Annotated in this window: 21 protein-coding genes; 15 read left to right on the top strand and 6 right to left on the bottom strand. The window is 71.3% G+C overall.

All coding sequences use genetic code 11. From position 1 onward, the window contains the following. Positions 1 to 3: 3 nt before the first annotated feature. Positions 4 to 561 carry a sugar O-acetyltransferase gene (locus ACZ7CF_RS25355; RefSeq protein WP_360390754.1) on the bottom strand — a complete coding sequence of 186 codons (558 nt, stop codon included), beginning with the start codon at positions 559 to 561 and terminating at the stop codon, positions 4 to 6. Between the two features lie 22 nt (positions 562 to 583). Between ACZ7CF_RS25355 and ACZ7CF_RS25350 the strand changes: the two genes are divergently transcribed. The 4 genes from ACZ7CF_RS25350 to ACZ7CF_RS25335 are packed head-to-tail and all read left to right on the top strand — an operon-like array spanning position 584 to position 3,764. Continuing rightward, complete coding sequence (locus ACZ7CF_RS25350; protein WP_470370734.1) at positions 584 to 1,537, top strand: glycosyltransferase; 954 nt, start codon at positions 584 to 586, stop codon at positions 1,535 to 1,537. A gap of 11 nt (positions 1,538 to 1,548) precedes the next feature. After that, positions 1,549 to 2,013, top strand: a complete 465-nt coding sequence (locus tag ACZ7CF_RS25345) for a DUF4442 domain-containing protein (protein WP_470370733.1) — start codon at positions 1,549 to 1,551, stop codon at positions 2,011 to 2,013. Continuing rightward, positions 2,006 to 2,959: an aminotransferase class V-fold PLP-dependent enzyme gene (locus ACZ7CF_RS25340; protein WP_470370732.1), complete on the top strand. Its 954-nt coding sequence runs from the start codon at positions 2,006 to 2,008 to the stop codon at positions 2,957 to 2,959. The genes ACZ7CF_RS25345 and ACZ7CF_RS25340 overlap by 8 nt, the downstream gene beginning before the upstream one ends. A 55-nt stretch (positions 2,960 to 3,014) precedes the next feature. Beyond that, positions 3,015 to 3,764: a hypothetical protein gene (locus ACZ7CF_RS25335; protein WP_458430678.1), complete on the top strand. Its 750-nt coding sequence runs from the start codon at positions 3,015 to 3,017 to the stop codon at positions 3,762 to 3,764. 6 nt (positions 3,765 to 3,770) lie between these two features. Here the strand turns inward: ACZ7CF_RS25335 and ACZ7CF_RS25330 are convergent, their stop codons facing one another. Both ACZ7CF_RS25330 and ACZ7CF_RS25325 read right to left on the bottom strand, forming a co-directional pair. Further along, positions 3,771 to 4,193: a ferritin-like domain-containing protein gene (locus tag ACZ7CF_RS25330; protein ID WP_458430681.1), complete on the bottom strand. Its 423-nt coding sequence runs from the start codon at positions 4,191 to 4,193 to the stop codon at positions 3,771 to 3,773. Continuing rightward, the gene (locus tag ACZ7CF_RS25325; RefSeq protein ID WP_360390739.1) at positions 4,190 to 4,633 is read right to left on the bottom strand and encodes a hypothetical protein; all 444 of its coding nucleotides are present in this window, start codon (positions 4,631 to 4,633) and stop codon (positions 4,190 to 4,192) included. The genes ACZ7CF_RS25330 and ACZ7CF_RS25325 overlap by 4 nt, the downstream gene beginning before the upstream one ends. 127 nt (positions 4,634 to 4,760) lie before the next feature. Between ACZ7CF_RS25325 and rimP the strand changes: the two genes are divergently transcribed. From rimP to truB, 11 genes are all read left to right on the top strand, one after another. After that, complete coding sequence (gene rimP, locus ACZ7CF_RS25320; RefSeq protein ID WP_360390736.1) at positions 4,761 to 5,285, top strand: ribosome maturation factor RimP; 525 nt, start codon at positions 4,761 to 4,763, stop codon at positions 5,283 to 5,285. Continuing rightward, a complete protein-coding gene (gene nusA, locus ACZ7CF_RS25315) occupies positions 5,282 to 6,295 on the top strand; it encodes a transcription termination factor NusA (protein ID WP_360390734.1) in 1,014 nt (337 codons plus the stop codon). Before rimP ends, nusA begins: the two co-directional genes overlap by 4 nt. Positions 6,296 to 6,412: 117 nt before the next feature. After that, positions 6,413 to 6,661: a YlxR family protein gene (locus ACZ7CF_RS25310; RefSeq protein WP_470370731.1), complete on the top strand. Its 249-nt coding sequence runs from the start codon at positions 6,413 to 6,415 to the stop codon at positions 6,659 to 6,661. Positions 6,662 to 6,748: 87 nt separating this feature from the next. Then, positions 6,749 to 9,931, top strand: coding sequence for a translation initiation factor IF-2 (gene infB, locus ACZ7CF_RS25305; protein ID WP_458430684.1), 3,183 nt, complete (start codon positions 6,749 to 6,751; stop codon positions 9,929 to 9,931). A gap of 72 nt (positions 9,932 to 10,003) precedes the next feature. Beyond that, positions 10,004 to 10,300: a DUF503 domain-containing protein gene (locus tag ACZ7CF_RS25300; protein WP_360390728.1), complete on the top strand. Its 297-nt coding sequence runs from the start codon at positions 10,004 to 10,006 to the stop codon at positions 10,298 to 10,300. Between the two features lie 13 nt (positions 10,301 to 10,313). After that, a complete protein-coding gene (gene rbfA / locus ACZ7CF_RS25295) occupies positions 10,314 to 10,763 on the top strand; it encodes a 30S ribosome-binding factor RbfA (RefSeq protein ID WP_360390725.1) in 450 nt (149 codons plus the stop codon). A gap of 134 nt (positions 10,764 to 10,897) precedes the next feature. Then, entirely contained in the window at positions 10,898 to 11,884 is a 987-nt protein-coding gene (locus tag ACZ7CF_RS25290) for a DHH family phosphoesterase (protein ID WP_470370730.1), read from the top strand. Beyond that, positions 11,881 to 13,035: an ROK family protein gene (locus ACZ7CF_RS25285; RefSeq protein ID WP_470370729.1), complete on the top strand. Its 1,155-nt coding sequence runs from the start codon at positions 11,881 to 11,883 to the stop codon at positions 13,033 to 13,035. The genes ACZ7CF_RS25290 and ACZ7CF_RS25285 overlap by 4 nt, the downstream gene beginning before the upstream one ends. Positions 13,036 to 13,443: 408 nt before the next feature. Further along, a complete protein-coding gene (locus tag ACZ7CF_RS25280) occupies positions 13,444 to 14,733 on the top strand; it encodes an MATE family efflux transporter (protein ID WP_458434332.1) in 1,290 nt (429 codons plus the stop codon). Positions 14,734 to 14,849: 116 nt separating this feature from the next. Next, positions 14,850 to 16,184: an MFS transporter gene (locus ACZ7CF_RS25275; RefSeq protein ID WP_360390718.1), complete on the top strand. Its 1,335-nt coding sequence runs from the start codon at positions 14,850 to 14,852 to the stop codon at positions 16,182 to 16,184. An 11-nt stretch (positions 16,185 to 16,195) separates the two neighbouring features. Then, a complete protein-coding gene (gene truB / locus ACZ7CF_RS25270; protein ID WP_360390715.1) occupies positions 16,196 to 17,083 on the top strand; it encodes a tRNA pseudouridine(55) synthase TruB in 888 nt (295 codons plus the stop codon). Between the two features lie 49 nt (positions 17,084 to 17,132). Here truB and ACZ7CF_RS25265 read toward each other — a convergent pair whose 3' ends face one another. From ACZ7CF_RS25265 to ACZ7CF_RS25255, 3 genes are all read right to left on the bottom strand, one after another. Next, positions 17,133 to 19,094 (bottom strand): tachylectin-related carbohydrate-binding protein, encoded by a 1,962-nt coding sequence (locus ACZ7CF_RS25265; protein ID WP_360390712.1) that lies wholly within the window; start codon positions 19,092 to 19,094, stop codon positions 17,133 to 17,135. Between the two features lie 35 nt (positions 19,095 to 19,129). Beyond that, entirely contained in the window at positions 19,130 to 21,088 is a 1,959-nt protein-coding gene (locus tag ACZ7CF_RS25260; protein WP_470370728.1) for a tachylectin-related carbohydrate-binding protein, read from the bottom strand. Positions 21,089 to 21,175: 87 nt separating this feature from the next. Next, the gene (locus ACZ7CF_RS25255) at positions 21,176 to 23,164 is read right to left on the bottom strand and encodes a tachylectin-related carbohydrate-binding protein (protein WP_470370727.1); all 1,989 of its coding nucleotides are present in this window, start codon (positions 23,162 to 23,164) and stop codon (positions 21,176 to 21,178) included. Between the last annotated feature and the right edge of the window lie 89 nt (positions 23,165 to 23,253).

Below are 23,253 nucleotides of genomic sequence, written 5' to 3'. Positions count from 1 at the left end.
ACCTCAGATCTTACGAACCACCCGCGCGGGGTTGCCGACCGCGAGCACGTGAGCAGGCAAATCACGCGTCACGACACTGCCCGCGCCCACGACCGTGTTGTTGCCGATGGTCACTCCCGGGCACACGATCACACCGCCGCCGAACCACACCTTGTCGCCGATGACGATCGGGGCGGTCGTCTCCCACCCCGCGATGCGCGCGTCGTGGTCCTCGATCGGGTGCAACGCGGTCAGCAGCTGCACGTTCGGGCCCATCATCACGTGGTCGCCGATGGTGACCGGGCCGCAGTCGAGGATGACGCCCCCGTAGTTCATGAAGCTGTTGGCGCCGACGCGGGTGTTGTAGCCGTACTCGATCTGCAGGCGCTGCATGAACGTCGTGCCCTCGCCGATCTCCGCGACGAAGCCCTTGAGGATCGCGTACATCCCGTCGAGGTCCTCCGGGTCGTGCGCGTTGAACCGGGCCATCTCCCGCCAGCCGCGCCGCCGGTCCGCGTCCAGCTCGGGGTCAGCGGGCAGGTACGGCTCGCCGTTGATCATCTTGTCGCGGTTGGTTCCCATGGGGACTCAGTATCGTCACGGCATGCGTGTGCTGTTCGCCAGCATGGCCGCCGTCGGCCACACCTATCCGTTGATCCCGTTGGCGGTCGCACTGCGCGATGCCGGCCATGAGGTGCACTTCGCCGTCGGCGAGGAGATGCACCCGATGCTGGGCAAGCTCGGGCTGCGGCCGTTCCGGCCGGGCCTGGTGTTCGGGGAGATCTACGCCGAGGACATCGCCCAGGAGCTGGAACGGCTGCTGCCCGACCTCGTGGTCGGCGGCTGGGCGGTGCCCGAGGTGGTGTCGGAGGCGCGGCGGCGCGGTTTCCCCGCCGTGTGGCACGGGTTCGGTCGGATGTTCCCGGACGGCATCGGGCTGGTGCGGCCGGAGGGCGGGCGGCACGTCGACATCTGCCCGCCCTCGTTGCAGGACCCGGCTTTCCTGGAGCAGGACCGCATCCCGCTGCGGCCGGTGCCGTTCGCGCCGCCCGGCGAGGTCCCGGTGCGCACGGCGGGCAAGCTCGTCTACCTGACGCTCGGCACCGCGTTCGGCACGCGCGAGCTGCTCGCCGAGGCGGTCGTCGGGCTCGGCAAGCTCTCCGACGTCCAGGTGGTGGTCGCCGCGCCGCGGGTCGAGCTCACCGACGTGCCGCCGAACGTGACGGTGCACCCGTGGCTGCCGCAGGCCGAGGTGCTCCGGTACGCCGACGTCGTCGTCCACCACGGCGGCAGCGGCACGATGCTGGGCGCGCTGGTCGCCGGGGTGCCCCAGGTGGTGCTGCCGCAGGGCGCCGACCAGTCCGCCAACGCGACCGCCCTCGTCGCGGCCGGTGCTGCGGTGCGGCCGCAGGCGTTCAGCGCGGGGCCGATCGCGGACTGCGCGCGGCTGCTGCTGACGGACGGCCGGTACCGGGAAGCCGCTGGTCAGATCGCCCGGGAGATACGTCACATGCCGTCGCCGGAGGAAGTTGCGGACAGTCTGGCGAACGTTGTGTAACACTGTTTTTTATGAAGGCAAGCCGCCTGCGCCGCGGGATGAACCTGTGGCCGCCGTTCCTGTTCGCCGGTGTCCACGTCGAGGAGATCTCGCCGGACTACCGGTATGCGCGCGTGCGCATGCGTCTGCGCCCGTGGAACCGCAACTTCTTCGGCACCCACTTCGGCGGCTCGCTGTTCGCGATGACCGACCCGTTCTGGGTGCTGCTGCTGTTCAACCAGCTCAAGGGCGAGCACGTGGTGTGGGACCGGGCCGGTGAGATCGAGTTCGTCGCACCCGGCCGCGGCACCGTGCGCGCCGAGTTCCGGCTGACCGACGAGCACGTGTCCGAGGTCCTGGGGCAGACGTCGTCCGGCGCGAAGGCGTTGCTCTGGTTCGACACCGACGTGGTCGGGCAGGATGGGACCGTGATCGCGAAGGTGCGCAAGCAGGTGTACGCGCGGCGCAAGCGCGGCAAGCAGCTCGTCCATGCGTGAGGCGTTCGGGGCGGTCTTCGACGTCGAGCCGGGGTACCTGAACACGGCGTCCATCGGCGTGCCACCGCGGCACGTCGCCGACGCGGTGGCCGCCGCCCACGAACGCTGGCGGCGCGGGCAGGACACGTCCTCGTCGTTCACCGACGCGGTCGAGACCTCCCGTGCGGCCTTTGGACAGCTCGTGGGCGTGCCCGCGACGTCGGTCGCGTGCGGCGCCACCGTCTCGCAGTTCGCGTCACTGGTCGCCCAGTCACTGCCGGCCGGGTCGAGGGTGTTCGTCGAACCGGGCGAGTTCACCAGCGTCTCGCTGCCGTTCGTCGCGGCCGGCCACCGGATCGCCGCCTCCGTCGACGAGTGCGACCTCGTCGCGGTCAGCGTGGTGCAGTCGGCCGACGGCGCGGTCGCGGACCTCGGCGCGCTGCGGGCGTCGGGCAAACCGGTGCTGCTGGACGTGTCGCAGGCGGCCGGCTGGATGCCGCTGTCGCTGGAGTGGGCCGACTTCGTCGTCGGCGTGGCCTACAAGTGGCTGATGTCACCCCGCGGTGCCGCGTGGCTGGCGGTGCGGCCGGACCGGCTCGAGTCGCTGCGGCCCGTGGCGGCGAACTGGTACAGCACGGGTGAGAACTACGGCACCGATCTGCTGCTGCGCCCGGACGCACGGCGGTTCGACCTGTCACCGACGTGGTTCGCGCACATCGGTGCGGCGGTCGCGTTGCCGTGGGTGGCCTCGCTGGACCTCACGGCCGTGCGTGCGCACTGTGTCGGTCTGACGGATCGGCTCCTCACCGGAATGGGTCTGCCGCCCACCGGCTCGGCGATCGTCTCAGTGGGGGAGCCGGCCGCCGAAGGCGTCGTTTCGTCCGTTCGCGCAGGTAGGACCCGATATGCGTGCCACCTGTACAACACGGCCGAAGACGTTGATCGGGTGCTCGCAGCGCTGAGCTGAACGCCGTCCGTTACCGTGGGTCCTTGTGTCGGAACCACGCGAATCACCCGAAGAGGTGACCCAGAACCTGCCTCGCTTCCCACCGAGGCCGACCGACACCGCTCCGCTCTACCCGGCCGACGAGCTCGTGAAGCTGCAGTCGATCATGGACAGCCGCCGCGGTGAGCTGCCCCCGCAGCAGCAGCAGCAACAACAGCAGCGGCCGGCGCAGACGCCGAAGCGGATCTGGTTCGGCAGGGCGCTCGCACTGGTCGGCGTGGCGGTGGTGTCCGGCTTCGTGTGGTGGGTGCTGCAACCCACCGACCCGGTCGACAAGCCGGCGGCGGCCCCGCAGAAGACCGCGGGCGAGTTCGAGTTCACCACCTCGCCGCAGCTGCCGGAGCCGGTGAAGGACAGCGACTGCGCCGCCCACGCCACCACCAAGACGCAGGAGTTCCTGAAGGCGACCCCGTGCGTCCAGCTGACGCGGGCGTTCTACACGGCCAAGCTGCCCGACGGGCGCACCGTGTACTCCTCGGTGTCCGTCGTGCGGATGAAGACCGCGGAAGAGGCCAGGAAGCTCAAGGAGCTCACCGAGCAGAACGGCACCGGCAACATCAAGGACCTGGTGCTCGACAAGGCCGTGAGCGTCCCGCCGCTGACGACGCTGGCCAACGGCGGGTACGCCTCCGAGGTGCGCGACCGCGAGGTCGTGATCGTCGAGTCGGACGCGCTGACGAAGGGCCAGGACGCGCTCGCGCACAACAAGGAGATGAAGAAGGTCTCCCAGGACGCGCTCCGCCTCGCGTCCTCCATCGGGAACTAGCGGGAGCTAGCCGGAGGCCACGCCCGGCATCGTGATCGACGCCGGAGTGGTCCCCGCGGCCTTGCGCCACCGCGTCGCCCGCACCGCCGCCGTCGTCAACGCGTCCAGCGCACTCGTGCGCAGCGCCGCGTCGTCGGTCCGCTCCAGCACCCCGCGCCAGGCCGCGCACGCGTCCTGCTCGACCGCGACGAGGGCCGCGATCGCCGACGGCCCGTCCGACACCGGCGACGGCGGCAGGTATGCCGCGGCGGGCGGGTTCGGCGTCGCGTTGTGGTCCTTCAGCCATCGCTCCGTGGTGTCCCGGCGCGCGCGGTGCGCGTTCGCGCCCTCGGCGACCGCCGGGTTGTCCAGGAACGCCGATACGAGCCCGTAGGTCCACACCGCGGCGTGCTCGGTGCCCAGCGCGGTCTGCACCGCCTCCGTGCTCACGCCAGCACCTCCCGCAGCGAGGCGCAGCCCGCCGCCACCGACCCGACCAGGCCCGCGCGGTAGGACGGCAGCGCAGCCACGGCCTCCGACGCGGCGCGCACCGACTCGTCCAGCGCCGAGCGCAGCGCCGCGACCGGGTTCGGCGGCTGCGGCGGGGTCGGGGGAACGGGCGGCACCGCAGACGACAGCGGCGGGCGCTCGCGGTCCACCTCCGCCTGCAACAGCTGCGCGTGCGCCGCACGGGCCTTCGCGACCTCCGCGGCGGCCGGCACCGCCGTCAGCAACGTCGCCAGCGCCGCGTCCGAACGCGCCTGCGCAGCCAGCGCCGACAACGGGTCCGGCGGCGGAGGCGGGGGAGGTTCTGTGGTGCACGCAACGGCCAGAGGTGCGGCGGCCACCGCGAGCAGCACGCGGCGGCGGCTGACCGATTCGGAGATCACGCGAACCAATCTTGCCAGCGGACGGTGGGGCGGTGGCAGGCGGGCGAACGAGATACCCTGGGCGCCCACGGCCGCCGAAACACCGTCGGTCGGGGTTTTCATGCGTTCGAACTGAAGGAGACACCACGTGTCCAGCCCGCCGCGCGGAGAGCTTGCCGCGCAGCTAGCACCCGTTGTGCGGGAAGCGCTCGAAGCCGCCGGCTTCGACCTCGACGCACTCGACGTGAATCAGGCTGGGCGCCGCCGTCTGGTCAAGGTCGTCGTGGACGGCGAGGACGGCATCGGGCTCGACGAGGTCGCCGAGGCGAGTCGCGTGGTGTCCGCCGCGCTCGACGCGCACGACCACCTGATCAACGGGCCGTACACCCTCGAGGTCACCTCGCCGGGTGTCGACCGGCCCCTCACGCACCCGCGCCACTGGAAGCGCGCGCACCTGCGCCTCGTGAAGGTCAAGCAGCCGGACCGGGTCGAGTGGTTCGGCCGCGTCGGCGAGTGCGACGAGAGCGGCGTCGAGCTGCTGCACCAGGGCGAGCTGAAGCGCGTGGAGTACCGCGACGTCGAACGCGCGGTAATGGAGATCGAGTTCAAGCAGCCGCCGGTCGAGGAACTGGCTCGGCTCACTCGGAAAGCACCGGAGGAGGAGCCGAGGTGAACGTCGACATCGCCGCCCTGAGGGCGATCGAACGTGAAAAGGACATCCCCTTCGAGACGGTCCTGGAGGCGATCGAGTCAGCACTGCTGACCGCCTACAAGCACACCGAAGGGCACCACTCGCACTCGCGGGTGGAGATCGACCGCAAGACCGGGGTCGTGCGCGTGCTCGCGCAGGAGCTCGGCCCGGACGGCGTGGTCCAGGAGGAGTGGGACGACACCCCGGAGGGCTTCGGCCGGATCGCGGCCACCACGGCGCGCCAGGTCATCCTGCAGCGCCTGCGCGACGCCGAGCACGAGCGCACCTTCGGCGAGTTCTCCACCAAGGAGGGCGAGATCATCGCCGGCGTCGTGCAGCGCGACGCCCGCGCGAACGCCCGCGGCATGGTCGTCGTCCAGGTGGGGGACACCGAGGGCGTGCTGCCGCCGGCCGAGCAGGTGCCGGGCGAGCAGTACAACCACGGCGAGCGGATCAAGTGCTACGTCGTGAGCGTCTCCCGTGGCGCCCGCGGCCCGCAGATCGCCCTCTCGCGCACGCACCCGAACCTCGTGCGGCGGCTGTTCGCCCTCGAGGTCCCGGAGATCGCGGACGGCACCGTGGAGATCGCCGCGGTGGCACGTGAGGCAGGTCACCGCTCGAAGATCGCGGTGAAGTCGACGGTCTCCGGGGTGAACGCCAAGGGCGCCTGCATCGGCCCGATGGGAGCCCGTGTGCGCAACGTCATGCACGAGCTCGGTGGCGAGAAGATCGACATCATCGACCACTCGGACGACTCGGCCACCTTCGTCGGGAATGCCCTGTCACCAGCGAAGGTTGTGTCCGTGCGGGTGCTCGACGAACGGGCCAAGACGGCCCGTGTCGTGGTGCCCGACTTCCAGCTCTCGCTGGCGATCGGCAAGGAGGGGCAGAACGCCCGTCTGGCCGCCCGCCTGACCGGCTGGCGCATCGACATCCGCAGCGACGCGGAGGCTCCGGCTGCCGGAGCGGTCACATCCAGTTCGGCTGAATGAGCTCCAGGGGATAGAATTATCAACGGATCAACGTCGGGATCGGGTTCCCAGCACATCGGCCCTGTTCGCACGTGTGTCGGGTGCCGAGCTCGGACGTTGCCCTCTGAGCTGCTGCGAGTGGTCGCGGTGGACGGTTCGGTGGTCCCGGACGTCCGTCGGCGGCTTCCGGGTCGGGGTGCTTGGTTGCATTTCGATCTCGAATGTCTCCGCAACGCCGAGCGGCGACGAGCGTTCTCGCGGGCCTTCAAGGTCCAGGGAGCACTCGACGTCGCTTCGCTGCGCGAGCACGTCGAGCAGCACGGGAACTTGGCCTCGGGACAGCCCCAGGGCCAGCAAGCAACAAGGAAGCAGGTCGACCCGTCATGAGTCAGCCGTGAAGCTGAAGACATGAACGCGCGACGTTAAGACGAGGTCGATGGGACTTGCCCGCCGGCCTCACGACCTAGGAGAGCAGTGGCAGGCAAGGCCCGCGTGCATGAGCTCGCGAAAGAGCTCGGTGTTACGAGCAAGGAAGTTCTCAACAAGCTCGCCGAACAGGGCGAGTACGTGAAGTCCGCGTCGTCGACCGTCGAGGCCCCCGTGGCCCGGCGACTTCGCGACGCCTACGAAGCCAAGTCCTCGAAGCCGGCTCCCAAGCCGTCCGCTCCGAAGCCGAAGGCACCCGCACCCGCTGCTGCCGCAGCGCCCGCCGCACCGGCGGAGTCCAGGCCGGCAGCGTCCGACACCAAGCCCGCCGCGCCGAAGGCCATGCCCGGCCCGCGTCCGGCGGCACCGCGCCCGGCGGCGCCCAAGCCCGCTCCGGCAGCTCCTGCCGCGCAGGCCCCGGCTCCCGCCGCGCCCGCACAGCCCCAGGCCCCGGCCGCCGCACCGGCACCCGCCGCGTCGGCTCCGGCCGCCCCCAAGGCTGCCCCGGCTCCCGGCTCCAAGCCGGGTGGCCCGCGTCCGGGCCCCCGCCCGGCTCCGCAGCAGACCCAGCAGCAACAGCCCCAGCAGCAGCCGCAGGCCCCGGCCGCGTCGGCTGGTGGGCAGTCCCCGTCCGTGGTCCCGCCGCGCCCGCAGTCTCCCAAGCCTGCCGGCCCGCGCGCCCCGCGTCCGGGCAACAACCCCTTCGGCGTCGGTGGCGGCAACGCTCCCTCGCCGCGTCCTGGACCCCGTCCCGGCCCTCGGCCCGAGCAGGGCGGCGACCGCCCCGCCGGTGGTCCGAAGCCCGGTGACCCGCGTCCGGCGAACCCCCGTCCGAGCGGTGCGCCCGGTCAGGGTGGTCCGCGTCCCGCGGCCGCACAGGGTGGCGGTCGTCCCGGCCCCGGTCAGGGCGGTCCTCGCCCGGCGCCGGGTCAGGGCGGTCCCCGTCCCAACCCGGGCAACATGCCCCCGCGGCCGAACCCCGGCATGATGCCGGGCAACCGTCCGGCCGGTAACCGTCCTGGTCCTGGTGGCGGCGGTGGCCGTCCCGGTGGCGGTGGCGGTGGCGGCGGTCGTCCCGGTGGGGGCGGCGGCGGTGGCGGCTTCCGCGGCGGTGGCGGCGGTGGCGGTGGCGGTGGCTTCCGTCCCGGTGGCGGCGGTGGCGGTGGCGGTGGCTTCCGTCCCGGTGGCGGCGGTGGCGGTGGCGGCGGTTTCCGTCCCGGCGGTGCCGGTGGCGGCGGCGGCGCGCCCGCTGGTGGCGGCGGTTTCCGCGGTCGTCCCGGCGGCGGTGGCGGTGCCGGTCGCGGTGGAACCGCTGGTGCCTTCGGTCGTCCGGGTGGTCCGGCGCGCCGTGGACGCAAGTCCAAGCGGCAGAAGCGCCAGGAGTACATGGACAACATGCAGGCGCCTTCGGTCGGTGGCGTCCGCCTGCCCAAGGGCAGCGGCGAGACGATCCGCCTGCCGCGCGGTGCCTCGCTGACCGACTTCGCCGACAAGATCAACGCCAACCCGGCGTCGCTCGTGCAGGTGCTCTTCCACCTGGGCGAGATGGTCACGGCGACCCAGTCGGTGTCCGACGAGATCCTGGAGCTGCTCGGCTCCGAGATGAACTACGTCGTGCAGGTCGTGTCCCCCGAGGAGGAGGACCGCGAGCTGCTCGAGACGTTCGACATCACCTACGGCGAGGACGCCGGTGACGAGGACGACCTGCAGGTCCGCCCGCCGGTCGTGACCGTCATGGGTCACGTCGACCACGGCAAGACCCGCCTGCTCGACACCATCCGCAAGGCGAAGGTGCACGAGGGCGAGGCCGGTGGCATCACCCAGCACATCGGCGCGTACCAGGTGCAGACCGAGCTCGAGGGCAACCCGCGGCTCATCACCTTCATCGACACCCCGGGCCACGAGGCGTTCACCGCCATGCGTGCCCGTGGTGCGAACGCGACCGACATCGCGGTCATCGTCGTCGCCGCTGACGACGGCGTGATGCCGCAGACCGTGGAGGCGATCAACCACGCGCAGGCCGCTCAGGCGCCGATCGTGGTCGCGGTCAACAAGATCGACAAGGAGGGTGCGAACCCCTCCAAGATCCGCCAGCAGCTCACCGAGTACGGACTGGTCGCCGAGGAGTACGGCGGCGACACGATGTTCGTCGACATCTCCGCGAAGCAGGGCATCAACATCGACAGCCTCCTCGAGGCCATCCTGTTGACCGCCGACGCTTCGCTGGACCTCCGGGCCAACCCGGACATGGAGGCCCAGGGTGTCGCGATCGAGGCGCACCTCGACCGCGGTCGCGGCCCGGTCGCCACGGTGCTCGTGCAGCGCGGTTCGCTGCGCGTCGGCTCCTCGATCGTCGCGGGTGACGCGTACGGTCGCGTCCGCCGCATGGTCGACGAGCACGGCGACGACGTCACCGTCGCGACCCCGTCGCGTCCGGTGCAGGTCATCGGTCTGACGTCGGTGCCCCGCGCCGGCGACACGTTCCTCGTGGTGGAGGAAGACCGGGTTGCACGGCAGATCGCCGAGCGCCGCCAGGCACGCACCCGCAACGCCGCCAACGCGGCGAAGCGCAAGCGCGTCAGCCTGGAGGACCTGGACGCCGCGCTCAAGGAAACCAGCGCTCTCACCTTGATCATCAAGGGTGACAACTCGGGTACCGTCGAGGCCCTCGAGGACGCGCTCATGAAGATCGAGGTCGGCGACGACGTCGAGCTGCGCGTGATCCACCGCGGTGTCGGTGGCATCACCGAAGGCGACATCAACCTCGCCGTGGCCGGTTCCGCCATCGTCCTGGGCTTCAACGTCCGGGCCGAGGGCAAGGCGACCGAGCTCGCGAACCGCGAAGGCGTGGACGTCCGGTACTACACGGTCATCTACCAGGCGATCGACGAGATCGAGGCGGCCCTCAAGGGTCTCCTCAAGCCGGAGTACGAAGAGGTCCAGCTCGGCCGCGCCGAGATCCGCGACGTCTTCAAGTCCTCCAAGGTCGGCACGATCGCGGGTTGCATGGTCCTGTCGGGCGAGATCCGCCGCAACGCGCGTGCTCGCCTGCTCCGTGACGGCAAGGTGATCGCGGAGAACCTCCCGATCAGCTCGCTCAAGCGGTTCAAGGACGACGCCACCGAGGTCCGCGAAGGTTTCGAGTGTGGTCTCACGCTCGGCAACTACAGCGACCTCAAGCTGGAAGACATCATCGAGACCTTCGAGATGCGCGAGAAGCCGCGCGCCTAGTCGGCCGATGAGGGGGTGCGGAGCCGCTTTAACCGGTGGCTCCGCACCCCTTTCTTCTGGAGGATCTTGCCCATGTACGTGGGGGCTTTGGAACTGGACGTGCTCCTGGGCGACGTCCACTCGTTGAAGGAGAAGCGCTCGCTGGTCCGCCCGGTCGTGGCGGAGCTGCGCAAGCGCTTCGAGGTGGCGGCCGCCGAGGCCGGCCATCAAGACCTGCACCGACGCGCTTTGATCGGCGTAGCAGTGGTTGCTGCCGACGCTGCGCACGTCAGGGACGTGCTCGACAGCTGTGAAAGGCTCGTCGCCGGACGTCCCGAACTGGAATTGCTCTCCGCCCGCACACGACTCGTGGGGCCGGAGGACGACTAGGAAGGGGAGGCTCGTGGCCGACACGGCACGTGCCCGCAAGCTCGCCAAGCGGATCTCGCAGATCGTCGCCTCCGCGCTGGAGCACGAGGTCAAGGACCCGCGCCTGGCCCGCGTCACCATCACCGACACGAAGGTGACCGGCGACCTGCACGACGCGACCGTCTACTACACGGTCCTGGGCGAGCGTCTCGACTCCGAGCCCGACTACGCCGGTGCCGCCGCGGCACTGGAGAAGGCCAAGGGCGTGCTGCGCTCCATGGTCGGGCAGCAGACGGGCGTCCGGTTCACGCCGACGCTGACGTTCATGACCGACACCGTGCCCGACACGGCGCGGAAGATGGACGAGCTGCTCGCCCAGGCACAGGCCGCCGACGCCGAGGTCGCCCGTCTCGCCGCGGGTGCCTCACCCGCCGGTGAGGCCGACCCGTACAAGGCGCCGCGGGCCGACGAGGACGAGGACTGACGAATCGGGACGGTCTCCGGCACACGCCGGGGACCGTCCACTTCGCACCGCTCCTGCCAGCTCCGTCGCCGGAAAGCCGCACAGGAATGGGTGCCTTGTCACACAGCCGGACCACGAGCGGTTAACGTCTCCCTGTGGCAGACGACCTGAGCACCACCATCGCCGAGGCCGCACGGCTGTTGGCAGATGCCCGTGACGTGACCCTGCTGGCGCACATCAACCCCGACGCGGACACGCTGGGCAGCGCGCTGGCGCTCGGTCTGGCGTTGCACCGGCGCGGTGCGCGGGTGCGGGTGGCGTTCGGTGACCCCGAGGTCGTGCCGGAGTCGTTGCGGGCGTTGGACACCGCCGGACTGCTGGTGCACCGCGACGAGGTGCCCGCCCACCCCGAGCTGCTGGTCGTCCTGGACACCGCGAGCCTGCAGCGGTTGGGGCCCTTGGCAGATCGCGTCGCCGGCGCCTGCGGACCCGTGATCGTCGTCGACCACCACGTGTCGAACACGCGCTACGGCACCGTTCACTGCGTCGACGAACACGCGGAGGCGACGGTGCTCATCGCGTTGAAGCTCCTCGACGAGATGGACGTCGAGCTCGACGAGCCGATCGCGCGCTGCATCTACGCGGGCCTCGTGACCGACACCGGTGGCTTCCGCAACGCCGGACCCGCCGCGCACCGGACGGCCGCGCGGCTGCTGGAGACCGGAGTGGACGCCTACCGGGTGACGCGGCCGTTGATGGACGCCCACCCGTTCGCGTACCTGGGCATGCTGTCGCGCGTGCTCGCCCGCGCCGAGCTGGACCCGGCCGCGGCGGGCGGTCTCGGGTTGGTGCACGCGGTCGTCGGGCTGGACGACGCGCAGGGCGTTCGCAGCGAGGAGGTGGAGAGCGTGATCGACGTGGTGCGCTCGACCTCCGAGGCCGAGGTCGCCGCTGTGCTGAAGGAACTGCGCCCCGGCCGCTGGTCGGTGTCGTTGCGCGCGGTGAGCCGGGTGGACGTGCGCGAGGTGGCCCAGGTGCTCGGTGGCGGCGGCCACCGCCTGGCCGCCGGGTTCACGTTCGAGGGCGCACCGGCGGAGGTCGTCGCCGCGCTCAAGGGCGCGTTGGAGCGGGTGGAGTCATGACGAGAACCGGAAGCCCGCGCCTGCTGCGGGAGATCAACGACCGCGCGGCCATCGAGACGTTGCTGCGCAGCGGCGCCATGACCCGCGCCGAGCTGGAGGAGGTCATCGGCCTCTCCAAGCCGGCGACCGCGCAGCTCCTCGCACGCCTCGAAGAGGACGGCATGGTCGTCCGCACCGGCCTGCGCGGCGGCGGCCGCGGCCCGCGCGCCCAGATGTGGGCCGTCAACGGCGCCGTCGGCCACGTGGCCGCCGTGGCGCTGACGCCCGAGCTGATCGACGTGGTGATCGCCGACATCACCGGCACCCTGCTCGCCGAGCACAGCACCCCGATGCCCGCCACCGACACCCTCCAGGCCTTCCGCACCGCGGTCCAGAAGGCCGCCGCTCTCGCCGGCCTGCGCCTGGACGCCCTGTCCCACGTCGTCGTCGGCACCCCCGGCGCCGTCGACCCGGCCACCGGCTTCCTCGGCTTCGCCCCGCACCTCCCCGGCCTCGTCGAGGTGGACCTCCCCTCGACCCTGCGCACCCTGCTGGGCACCTCGGTGTCGATCGAGAACGACATCAACCTCGCCGCCCTGGAGGAGATGAGCACCGGCAAGGCCGTCGGCGTCCGCAACTTCGTCCTCTTCTGGCCCGCCGACGAGATCGGCTCGGCCATCGTCGTCAACGGCACCCTGCTGCGCGGCGTGACCGGCGGCGCCGGCGAGGTCGACTCGATGCAGATCCCCGGCGGCCGCTACGGCGACCAGGTGGACAACGAGGCGATCGTGGCCCTCGCCGCCTCGCACGGCATCACCGCCACCTCCGGCGTGGAGGCCGTTTCCGCCGCGCTGGAGGTCTGCGCTTCCGGGCTGGAGGCCGGCGCTTCCGGCCGCGCGTTCTTGTCGGACCTCGCCCGTAGGATCGCTCACGGGTTGGCGAACGTGGTGTGCGTGCTCGACCCGGAACTGGTGCTGCTGTCCGGCGGAGTCGCGCAGGCCGGCGGCGAGACCCTGTGCGAGCTGGTGTCGGAGGAACTGCTGAAGCTGGTCGTCCCCCGCACCTCGGTGCAGCTCGCCCAGATCACCGCGAACCCGGTCCGGTCCGGGGCCCTGCACTCGGCGCTGGCCGTGGCGCGGGAGCAGGTGTTCGGGCTGCCGCAGCGGGCCTGAGCGGGTTCCTGCTCCCATCCCTGCTCCTTCACTCGAACGGGTGGATGTGGGCTGGTGGATGTCCGGATCTCGTCGCTCGGCTCCCTCGCTGGGGAGGAAGCGCGCGGGGGTGCGGAAACGAGGTGGGGCGGGAGTGCTTTCCATCGCTAAGTAGTTCGGTCGTGCGGCTTGAGCGCCTAGGTTCGGTGTGTGGAGGAACAGGGGCTAGGGGTCGGTGGGCAGGGCTCGGACGTGGACCGGGGCGCTGCGGGCCGGAGTGATGCGGGCCGGGATGCTGCGGCCTCGGCAGGGACCGTGGATGGAGCAGGCGCCGCGGGTGCGGGGGTGAATGCCGTTCGCGCCGGCGCGCCAGCCGGTGCCGACCACGCCGGCACGGCCAACGACAACGACGACGGCGACGGCGACCACGTGCCTGCCCGTCGCGTCATCGGCCTGGCCGTGCCCGCACTGGGCGTCCTGGCCGCGGAACCGCTGTACGTCCTCGTCGACACCGCCGTGGTGGGCCACCTGGGTGCGTTGCCGTTGGCCGGCCTCGCCCTGGGGGGTGTGCTGCTGACGCAGGTGTCGACGCAGCTGACGTTCCTGTCGTACGGCACGACTGCGCGCACGGCGCGGTTGCACGGTGCGGGGCGGCGGGGGGATGCCGTTGCCGAAGGGGTGCAGGCGACGTGGCTGGCGTTGGCCGCGGGTGTGCTCGTGGTGTTGCTGGGGCAGGTGTTCGCGCGGCCGTTGGCGGAGGTGCTCGCCGGAGGTGGGGCGGTTGCGGATGCGGCGGTCGAGTGGGTGCGGATCGCGTTGTTCGGGGCGCCGTTCATCTTGGTCACGATGGCGGGCAACGGGTGGATGCGCGGGGTGCAGGACACGCGGCGGCCGTTGCGGTACATCTTGATCGGCAACGGGATCAGTGCCGTGCTCTGCCCTGCGCTCGTGTACGGCGCGGGGTGGGGGCTGGAGGGGTCGGCGATCGCCAACGTCGTCGCGCAGGTGTTGTCGGCGGGGTTGTTCTTCAAGGCGTTGGTTGCGGAGCGGGTGCCGTTGCGGCCGCATTGGGCGGCTATGCGCGCGCAGCTCGGCATGGGGCGCGATTTGGTGCTGCGGAGTTTGGCGTTCCAGGCGTGCTTCATCAGTGCGGCGTCAGTTGCGGCGCGGACGTCTATTGCGGCTGTGGGAGCGCATCAGGTCGTGTTGCAGCTGTGGACGTTCCTGGCGTTGGTGCTGGACTCGTTGGCGATTGCGGCGCAGTCGCTTGTCGGGGCGGCGCTGGGGGCGTCGCGGCGCCGGCGGGCTGAGCGGCTCGCCTGGCAGGTGACGCGGTACGGGCTGGTGTTCGGGATCGGGCTCGGGCTGGTGTTCGCCGCGGTGGCGTCGGTGTTGCCGAGGGCGTTCACCTCGGACGCCGGGGTGCTCGCGGAGGTGCCGAACGCGTGGTGGTTCTTCGTTGCGCTGCAACCGATCGCGGGCGTGGTGTTCGCGCTCGACGGGGTGTTGCTCGGGGCGGGGGACGTGAAGTTCATGCGGACAGCGACGCTCGGGTCTGCGGTGGTCGGGTTCCTGCCGCTGGTGTGGGCCTCGTACGCGTTCGAGTGGGGGCTCGCCGGGATCTGGACCGGGTTGTCGGCGTTCATGGTCCTGCGGCTGGTCGCGGTGGTGTGGCGGACGCGGACCGGGGAGTGGGCGGTCGAGGGCGCCGTCCGGTGACGGCTGTCCCGCAGGGTGGGCTGTGGCCGAGTTCACGGCATGGAATCGTTACCAAGAAGGTTGTTTAGGCGATGTAACTAATGTCTGCCCGTCTCCGACCTGGGGAGAGTGTCGCCTTGCCGGTCGTCCGCCAAGATCGAGATGCTGCTCGTGCCGCGTGGCTGATCTGGACCACCGCCGTACTCGTCTACTTCGCCGCCGTCTTCCACCGCAGCACGCTCGGCGTGGCCGGGCTGGAAGCGAGTGAGCGCTTCGGGCTCGGGCCCGCGCAGCTCGGTGTGTTCACCGTGCTGCAGGTGGGGGTGTACGCCCTCATGCAGATTCCCACCGGTCTGCTCGTGGACCGCTACGGGCCGAGGAAGGTTCTCACCGCCGCCGCGTTGCTCATGGGCACGGGGCAGCTCCTCTTCGCGATAGCCGAGTCATATCCCCTCGGGCTTGTCGCGCGCGCGGTGCTGGGCATGGGTGACGCGATGACGTTCATCAGCGTGATCCGGCTCGTCGCGGCGCACTTCTCACCACGGAAGTACTCGTTGGTCGTCGCGATCACGGCCGCGCTTGGGGGCGTGGGGAACCTCGTCGCGACGGTGCCCCTCACGCTCATGCTTGGCAGCATCGGCTGGACGTGGGCGTTCCTCATCGCGGGCGGCGCGACCGCTCTGTACGCGTCGGTGGCGTTCCTGAAGGTCCGCGACGTGCCGCCGGGAACCGTCACGCCGAAGCCGGAGGTCGTGCCGTTCCGCAGGATCTGGCCGAAGGTCCGGCAGGCGTGGAGCGTCCCGGGCACCCGGCTCGGGTTCTGGGCGCACTTCAGCACCATGTCCACGCCCGCTGTGCTCGGCCTGCTGTGGGGCTTCCCGTACCTCGTGCAGGCGCAGGGCATGTCACCGAAGGCGGCGTCGTCCACGCTCGGACTGCTGGTCATCGGCGCGATCGTGACGAGTCCGATCATCGGCGCGTTGTTCTCGCGCAACCCGGAGTGGCGCATGCCGATCGCGGGCTGGTTCCTGGCGTTCGCGTTCATCGGGTGGGGCGTGCTCTTGTTGTGGCCGGGCGGTCACGTGCCGTCGCCGGTCATCGCGGTCGTGTTCCTCGTGCTCACGATCGGTGGCCCCATCTCGGGCGTGGCGTTCGCGTTGGCGCGTGACTACAACCCGTCGCACCGGCAGTCCACGGCCAGCGGCCTGGTCAACGTCGGCGGCTTCCTCGCCGTCACGGTGGCGGCGCTCGGCGTCGGTGTCCTGCTGGACCTGCTCGAGAACGTGCTGAGCCCGCAGAACGCCTTCCGCGTCGCGTTCGGCTTCCTCGTCGTGGTGCTCGCGTTGGGCGCCTGGCGGATGCTGGTCTGGTGGCGGCGCGCACGGGCCGCGGTGTTCGCGGCGGAGGCGCGCGGCGAGACGGTGCCGGTGCAGTTGCGGCGTCGGCGTTGGGACGCTCTGCGCGTCGCTTAGGATCAGCGGCCGTGAAAAGTTCTGTTGCACCTGGCCTGGTCGTCGTCGACAAGCCGGACGGCATGACCTCGCACGACGTGGTGGCACGGGTGCGCAGGATCCTCGGCACCCGCAAGGTCGGGCACGCCGGCACGCTCGACCCGATGGCGACCGGTGTCCTCGTGCTCGGCATCGAACGCGCGACGAAGCTGCTCGGCCACCTCGCGCTCGACAGCAAGGCCTACCTCGCCACGATCGTGCTCGGCGCGGCCACCACGACCGACGACGCCGAGGGCGAGGTGCTGTCCACCGCGGACGCGAGCCACGTCGAGGACGCCGCGATCACGGCCGAGATCGCGAAGCTCACCGGCCCCATCCAGCAGGTCCCGTCCGCGGTCAGCGCGGTGAAGATCGACGGCAAGCGCGCCTACGCACGGGTCCGCGCCGGTGAGCAGGTCGACATCCCCGCCCGCCCGGTCACCGTGCACCGCTTCGACGTGCTGTTCAGCCGCCGCGAGGACGAGAAGGTGCTGCTCGACGTCATGGTCGAGTGCTCGTCGGGCACCTACGTCCGCGCCCTGGCCCGCGACCTCGGCGCCGCACTGGGCGTCGGCGGCCACCTCGGCGCGCTGCGCCGCACCAGGGTCGGCCCGTTCGACCTGCGCGTGGCCCGCACGCTGCAGCAGCTGGAGGAGACCCCCGGCCTGTCGCTCGACCTCGACGCGGCGGTCGGCACGGCGTTCCCGCGCCGCGAGATCGACCCGCTGGAGGCCGCGGCGCTGTCCCACGGCCAGCGCCTGAGCGCCGGCGGGTTCGACGGCACCTACGGCGTGTTCGGACCCGACGGCCACGTGATCGCGCTGGCCAAGGACGAGGACGGCCAGGCCAAGCCCGTGGTGGTGCTCAGCCCGGCCGGATGACCCCGGAGGTGCGGCGCAGCCCCCGCAAGGCCTGCGCCGCACCACTTCCTCAGCCCTGCAACGGCACGTCCACGAACTCGCCGGCGCCGTCGGTCGCCGTGGCGGACCTGGCCGCCGCCGAGGCAGCCGCCACCCAGCGCAGCAGCTTCGGCACACCGCCGGGGGTCCGGAACGCGATGACCCAGGTGTCACCGGCCGGCGACACGGCCGGGTCGACCACGGTCTCGTCGGCGTAGTTCGTGACCTCGGTCCACGGGTGCCACGCCGTGCCCGCCGACGCGACCTGCCCGGTGCGGTAGACGAACCCGTCGTCACCGCGCACCGCGAGCTGCACCGTCCCCTGCGGAGCCAAGAGCGCGGACGGAGCGCCGACCGCCGTCACGCCGCTGGGCAACGAGCCGGGCACCGCGGTCCAGGTGTCCGGGATCGTGCCGCTCGACGTCGTCTGGACGGTGTGGACGGTGCCGTCCGACTTGCGCGCGAACAGCTGCACGACGTTGTTGGGCAGGGCGACGACCGCGGCCGCGCTGGTGAACCCGTTGGTGGTGGTGCACTGCCACGCCGTCTGCACCAGGTCGGTGATGCCCGCCTTGCACTGGCGGCCGTCGGCGTTGCGGACGACCAGCACGATCGTGTCGCCCTGCGCGTACGCGGTGAAGTCCTTGCTGCCCGGTGCCACCGGTGCCGCGCCACCCGGCCTGCGCCACGACGGGAAACCGCCGTTGAGCACGCGCTGCTGGCGCAGCCAGAGCGCACCGGAGGAGTCGATCGCCACCATCGTCTGGATCTTGTTCGCGGTCCGCACGAACTGCGGGGCGCTGACCATGTACCCGCCGAAGTCGGCGTGCGGGTTCCACACACCGGGCGAGTTGCGCAGGAAGCCGTGCACGTTCGAGTCGGTACCCGGCCCGTAGACGCGGATCATGCCGTTCTCGTTCTCACCCGTCGTCAGCGCACCGGTGAAGGACGAGTAGCCGGTGCGCGTCTCGAACCCGTTGGGGGTCGTCCCCGACAGGTCGGTGATCTCCCCGTGCACCAACGACTTCGCGTTGTCGACGTAGCTGTAGTGGAGGTTGCCCGTGGTGGTGGACCTCAGCAACGACGGCTTGGCCGTCGGCTCGGACGCGGCCGCGGGGATCGCCGGGTTCGTCACACCGGTCACCGCGCAGGTGTCCGGTGCCGCCGTCGTCGTCGCGCTGTCCGCCGCCCAGTTCGTGCCGGCGGGCTGGGCACCGCTGCCCGTGGCGAAGCGCTGCTCGGAGTCGATCCACCGGTACCACCACACGGTCCGGTACTGGGCGTGGATGCCGTAGACGATGTCGCCGCCGGGGGAGAACAGCGTGCTGTGCGCGTTCCACCCCGTAGCAAGCTTGCCGCTGCGCGACACCCACCGCTGGGACGGGGCGTGGTAGCGGAACCGGTACACGTCACCGGCCGGGGTGCGGGCCCACAGCACGCCCTCGCCGGCGGCGACGATCGCGTCGTACTGGTTCCACCCGCCGTCGAGGTACCACTCGGCCCAGCTGTTCGAGGTCTGGTTGTACCGCTTCATCCGCAGCGCCCCGGCGGCGTCGACGTAGTAGAAGTCGCCGCGCGCGTCGATGGTCAGGCGCTGCCGGTAGGCCGGGTCCGTGTTGTAGATCTTCCAGCTGTCCGACGTGTCGATCTTCGTCGACTCGCCGTTCTTGTCCCAGCCGGTGCCCAGCCAGATCTGCTGGTGCACCTCGCCGGCCGAGTTGATGTAGTACACCTTGCCGCCGGGCCCGGCGTACGTCGAGGCGGGCCACCCGTTGCCGATGCCGGCGTTGTTGCCCCAGACGTTCTGACCGGTCTCCGGCTCCTCGTGGTAGTGGATGTGCAACCCGCCACCCGTCCGCGCTTCGAAGATCGGCGCGGTCGTCTTGCACGTGAACGAGTCCACCGCGGCGGCAGTGGGAGCGGTGACCGCGGCGGGCAGCACCGCCACCGCGGTGGCGACGACCGCGGGCAGGGCGAATCTTCGGAAGTTCATGCGGTTCAAGCCTTTCTGAGCAGAAGAGCGGCGTGTCAGTCGCCGGCGGACGTGAACGAGCCCTGGTCGGCGACAGGAGCGCCGCCCGTGCGCGCCGCGGTCGTGCTCGGCACCCAGAACTGCATCTTCGGCACGCCGTCGGGGGTGCGGAACGCGATCAGCCAGGTGTCGTTGGCGAGCGACATGGCCGGGTCGGAACCTGCCTCGTCGGAGTAGTTCGTGATCTCCGTCCACGGCCACCACGCCGTGCTGGCGGGGGCCTGCTGACCGGTGCGGTAGATCCAGCCGTCGCTGCCGCGCACGGACAGCTGGACGGTGCCGTCGGGTGCCCTCAGCGCAGCGGGGTCGCCCACCACCAGGGCGCCCCCCGGCAGGTCGACCGGCACCGCGGTCCACGCGCCGGTCAGGGTGTCGCTCGCGGTGGTGCGGGTCGTGTAGACCCTGCCGTCGGCCCGCCGCGCGTACAGCTGGAGGGTGTTGTCCGCCAAGGGGACCACGGCCGCCGCGTCCGTGCCGCCGGAGCCGCCGCACGACCAGTCGCCGACCGCGGTGGGCGTGATCGTGAGCTTGCAGTAGTCACCGCCGGTGCGCAGGGCGACCACGTGGATGGAGGTGCCCGTCGTGACGGCGGTGACGTGCCCGGTCGCGCTGATCGGCTGCGCGGTCAGCCTGCGCCACGGGTACAGCGTGCCGTTCGACCCGTACTGCTTCGCCCAGACGTGGCCGTCGGCCGAGAGCGCGACGTAGCCGACCTTGCCGTCCGAGGTGCGGACGGCCTGCGGCGCGGTGAGCATCCGGCCGAAGTGGTTGACCGGCGCCTTCCAGGAGTTGATCGCCTGCCGGTCGAAGACGCGCGCGTCGGCGTCGGTGGCGCGGGCCCAGATCCTGGTGCTGCCGTCGGTGTTCTCGGCGAGCGCGGGCGTGCCGCGGAAGTCGACGGCGGTGTCCGGGAGGGCGCTGAACGGGTGGGGCCCGACCCGCACGTCGGCGATGTCCGAGTGGACGACGTCGCTGTTGCCGTTGACGTAGGCGAACTGGAGGTGGCCGTCGGAGGTCTTGAGCAGCGCGGGCTTGGCGTACCCCGTGGGCGGGACGCTCGGGCGGGCCGGACCCGGTTCGGTGACGAGGGTGCACGCGTCCGGAGCGGCGAGCGCGGTGACGCCGTCGGTCCACCACGTGCCCGCCTGCACGCCGGAGGTGATGTGGTGGGCTGTCTCGGAGTAGCGGAACCAGTAGACCTTGTTGTCGCGGATGCCGTAGATGACGTCCGCGCCGGGCGAGGTCAGGTTCTGGTACTGCTCCCACGGGATGCCGGGGATCGCGACGGGCGCGGGCGTGAGCCAGCGCTGCGAGCCGGCGTGGAAGCGGTAGCGGAACATCGCGCCGTTCGGCTGGCGGGCCCACAGCACGCCGTCACCGGCCGCGAAGATCAGGTCGTACCGGTCCCAGCCGCTGTCGATCGCCAGCTCGTCCCAGACACCGGTGGCCTCGTCGTAGGTGCGGCGCCACAGCCCGCCGTTGCCGTCGACCATGTAGAACGCGCCGGTGCTGTCGATCGTGAGCTTCCTGGCGCCGGCGGGATCGGCGTAGTAGCCCATGCCTTCGCGGATGGGCTTGCTGGTGCCGCCGTTCTCCCAGGACGGCGAGCCGGTGCCGAGCCAGCGGTGCCGCTGCAACGTGCCGTCGGCCGCGTTCAGGTAGTACATGCGGCCGTCCGGGCCCGCCCAGCTCGCCGCCGGCCAGCCCGAGCTCACCTCCGAGCCGTTGCTCCACGCGTCGGCACCGGTCGCCGGCGCGTGGTGCTCGTGCAGGTGCAGCTTGGTGGTGGCGCGCACCGCCCAGAGGCGGGCCGTCTGCTGGCAGGTGAACTCGTCGGCGGCCACGGCCGGTCGTACCGCGTCCGTCAACGCCGGTGCGGCGGTCAGGACGCCCGTCGCGGCGAGGACGGCCATGACCGCGGGCAGCGTTCTTCTGCGCGACAGCTGTGGTCGCATGGGATCTCCCCAGAGGTGGAAGGTGAAGTGCGGTGCGCCGGGAAGGCGGCCTTCCCGGCGGGTGGTCAGCGCTGGAGCACGACCTCGTCAGCGGCTCAGCGGAACGTCCACGAAAGAGCCGTTGCCCGTCGGTGCCGCGGACCGGGCCGTGGCACTCGTCGTCGACGGCGCCGGGACGAAGGAGCGCAGCTTCGGGAGGCCCGCCGGCGTCCGGTAGGCGATGACCCAGGTGTTCTCGGCGAGCGACAGCGTCGGGTCCACCTCCGTCTCGTCGGCGTAGGCGGTGATCTCGTGCCACGGCCACCACGCGGTCGAGGCGTGGGCCTGCTGACCGGTGCGGTAGGTGAAGCCGTCAGTGCCGCGGACGGCCACCTCCAGCGTGCCGGAGGTGGGTGCCAGGACGGCGCTGGGCGGGCCCGCCGCCGTGACGCCCGGCGAGAGCTCACCGAGGACCGGCGTCCACGTGCCGTTGGCCGCGGAGCTGTGGGTGTAGACCTTGCCGTCTGTCCTGCGGGCGAACAGTTGCAGGACGCCGCCGTCCAGCGCGACCGCGGCGGCGGGACCGGTGTTGCCCGTGCCGCCGTTGTTCTGCCACACAACGGTTTCCGTGGTCGGCGTCAGCGCCGTGGTGCCGTACGTGCCGTCGGTGCGCAACGCGACGACCTTGATCGTGTTGTCGACCGCCAGCACGGTGAGCTGACCGGTCGGGCGGGGTTCGCCGGTCTGGAACGACTGGCCCTTCACCCGCGACCACGGGAGCAGGTCGCCGTTCGCGGTCTTCTGCGACCGCGTCCAGAGGAAGCCGTCCTTGTCCACGGCCACGTACGAGACGAGGCCGTTGGTGCGCACGAGCTGCGGCGGCGACTGCATCCGGCCGCCCAGGTCGGCGAGACCGCCGAACGAGGCCCCCGGCTGGGCCTGGAAGGCGCCGCGGGCGTCGGAGTCCTCGGTGTGCGCCGCGATCCGCAGCGACTGGTCCTGGTTGTCCACGATGGACGGAACACCGGTGAGGTTCGTGACACCGGGGAACGTCTCGAAGCCGTTGGGGCCGCCGGAGAGGCTGCGCACCTCGGCGTGGACGAGCATGCCGTCCTTCGCGACGTAGGCGTACTGCAGGTAGCCGTTGGACGTCTTGGTGAGCGCCGCGGCGGCCAGCCGGTTCCGCGGCACGACCGGGCGGTCCGGGTTCGGCTCCGGGGTGCGGACGCAGTTGTCGGTCAGCGCGAACACGGACAGGTCGTCGTGCCAGCCGTTGCCGACCTCCCGGCCGAAGCCGGTGACCGGGTCGCCCTGCCAGGTGCCGTTCGTCTCGTCGTAGCGGTACCAGAGCAGCTGGCCGGTGTCCGGTCGCGTGCCGTACAGCACGTCGCCGCCGGGGGAGAAGACGCGGCTGAACATCTGCCAGCCGAAGCCGACCGGCTTCGCGTACTCGAGCCAGCGCTGCGACGGCGCGTGGTAGCGGAAGCGGAACAGCTCACCGGCGGAACCGGCCTTGCGGGCGTAGACCACACCGTTGCCCGCGGCCGTGATGAGGTCGTACTGCTCCCAGCCGGTGTCGATGACCGTGGCGGCCCAGGCGCCGCCCGACTCGTCGTACGAGCGCCAGTGCAGGTTGCCTGCCTTGTCCACGTCGTAGAAGTGGCCGAGCGGGTCGACCGTGACCCTGTTCTTGAAGTTCGCGTCGGCGTGGTCCTGCCAGCCGTCGGCGATCTTGCGCCCGCTGCCGCCGTCCTCCCAGCCGGTGTTCGGGTCCAGCCGGAAGCGCCAGAGCTCCCCGTTCTCCTTGACGTCGTAGACCCGGCGGTCGGGGCCGCCGAACGCCCGCGACGCCCAGCCGGAGCCGACCTGGTTCCACTGGTTCCACTGCGCGGCACCGGTTTCCGGTTCCTGGTGCGGGTAGAGCCACAGGTTGCCGTCCGGGTAGACGGTGAAGATCAGCGCCTCGGAGTTGCACCTCAGGTAGTCATCGGCCGCGCGGGCGACGACGGACGTGCCCGGTGCCACGACGGTGCCGAGCACCACCGCCAGCGCGACGGCGATGGACGTGCTTCTTCTTCGCGACAGCTCAGGTCGCATCGATCCCCCCAGGGCATGTGTGAAGTTGGGCGATGGCCCGCGCCCCTCCCTTGGCCCGTGCACCGCGCACGAAGCATGCGGCGCGCACC

The organism is Lentzea sp. NPDC036955 (assembly GCF_055608005.1).
Note: the sequence above shows the minus strand (reverse complement) of the source record. Positions and strands in the feature narration are given on the sequence as shown.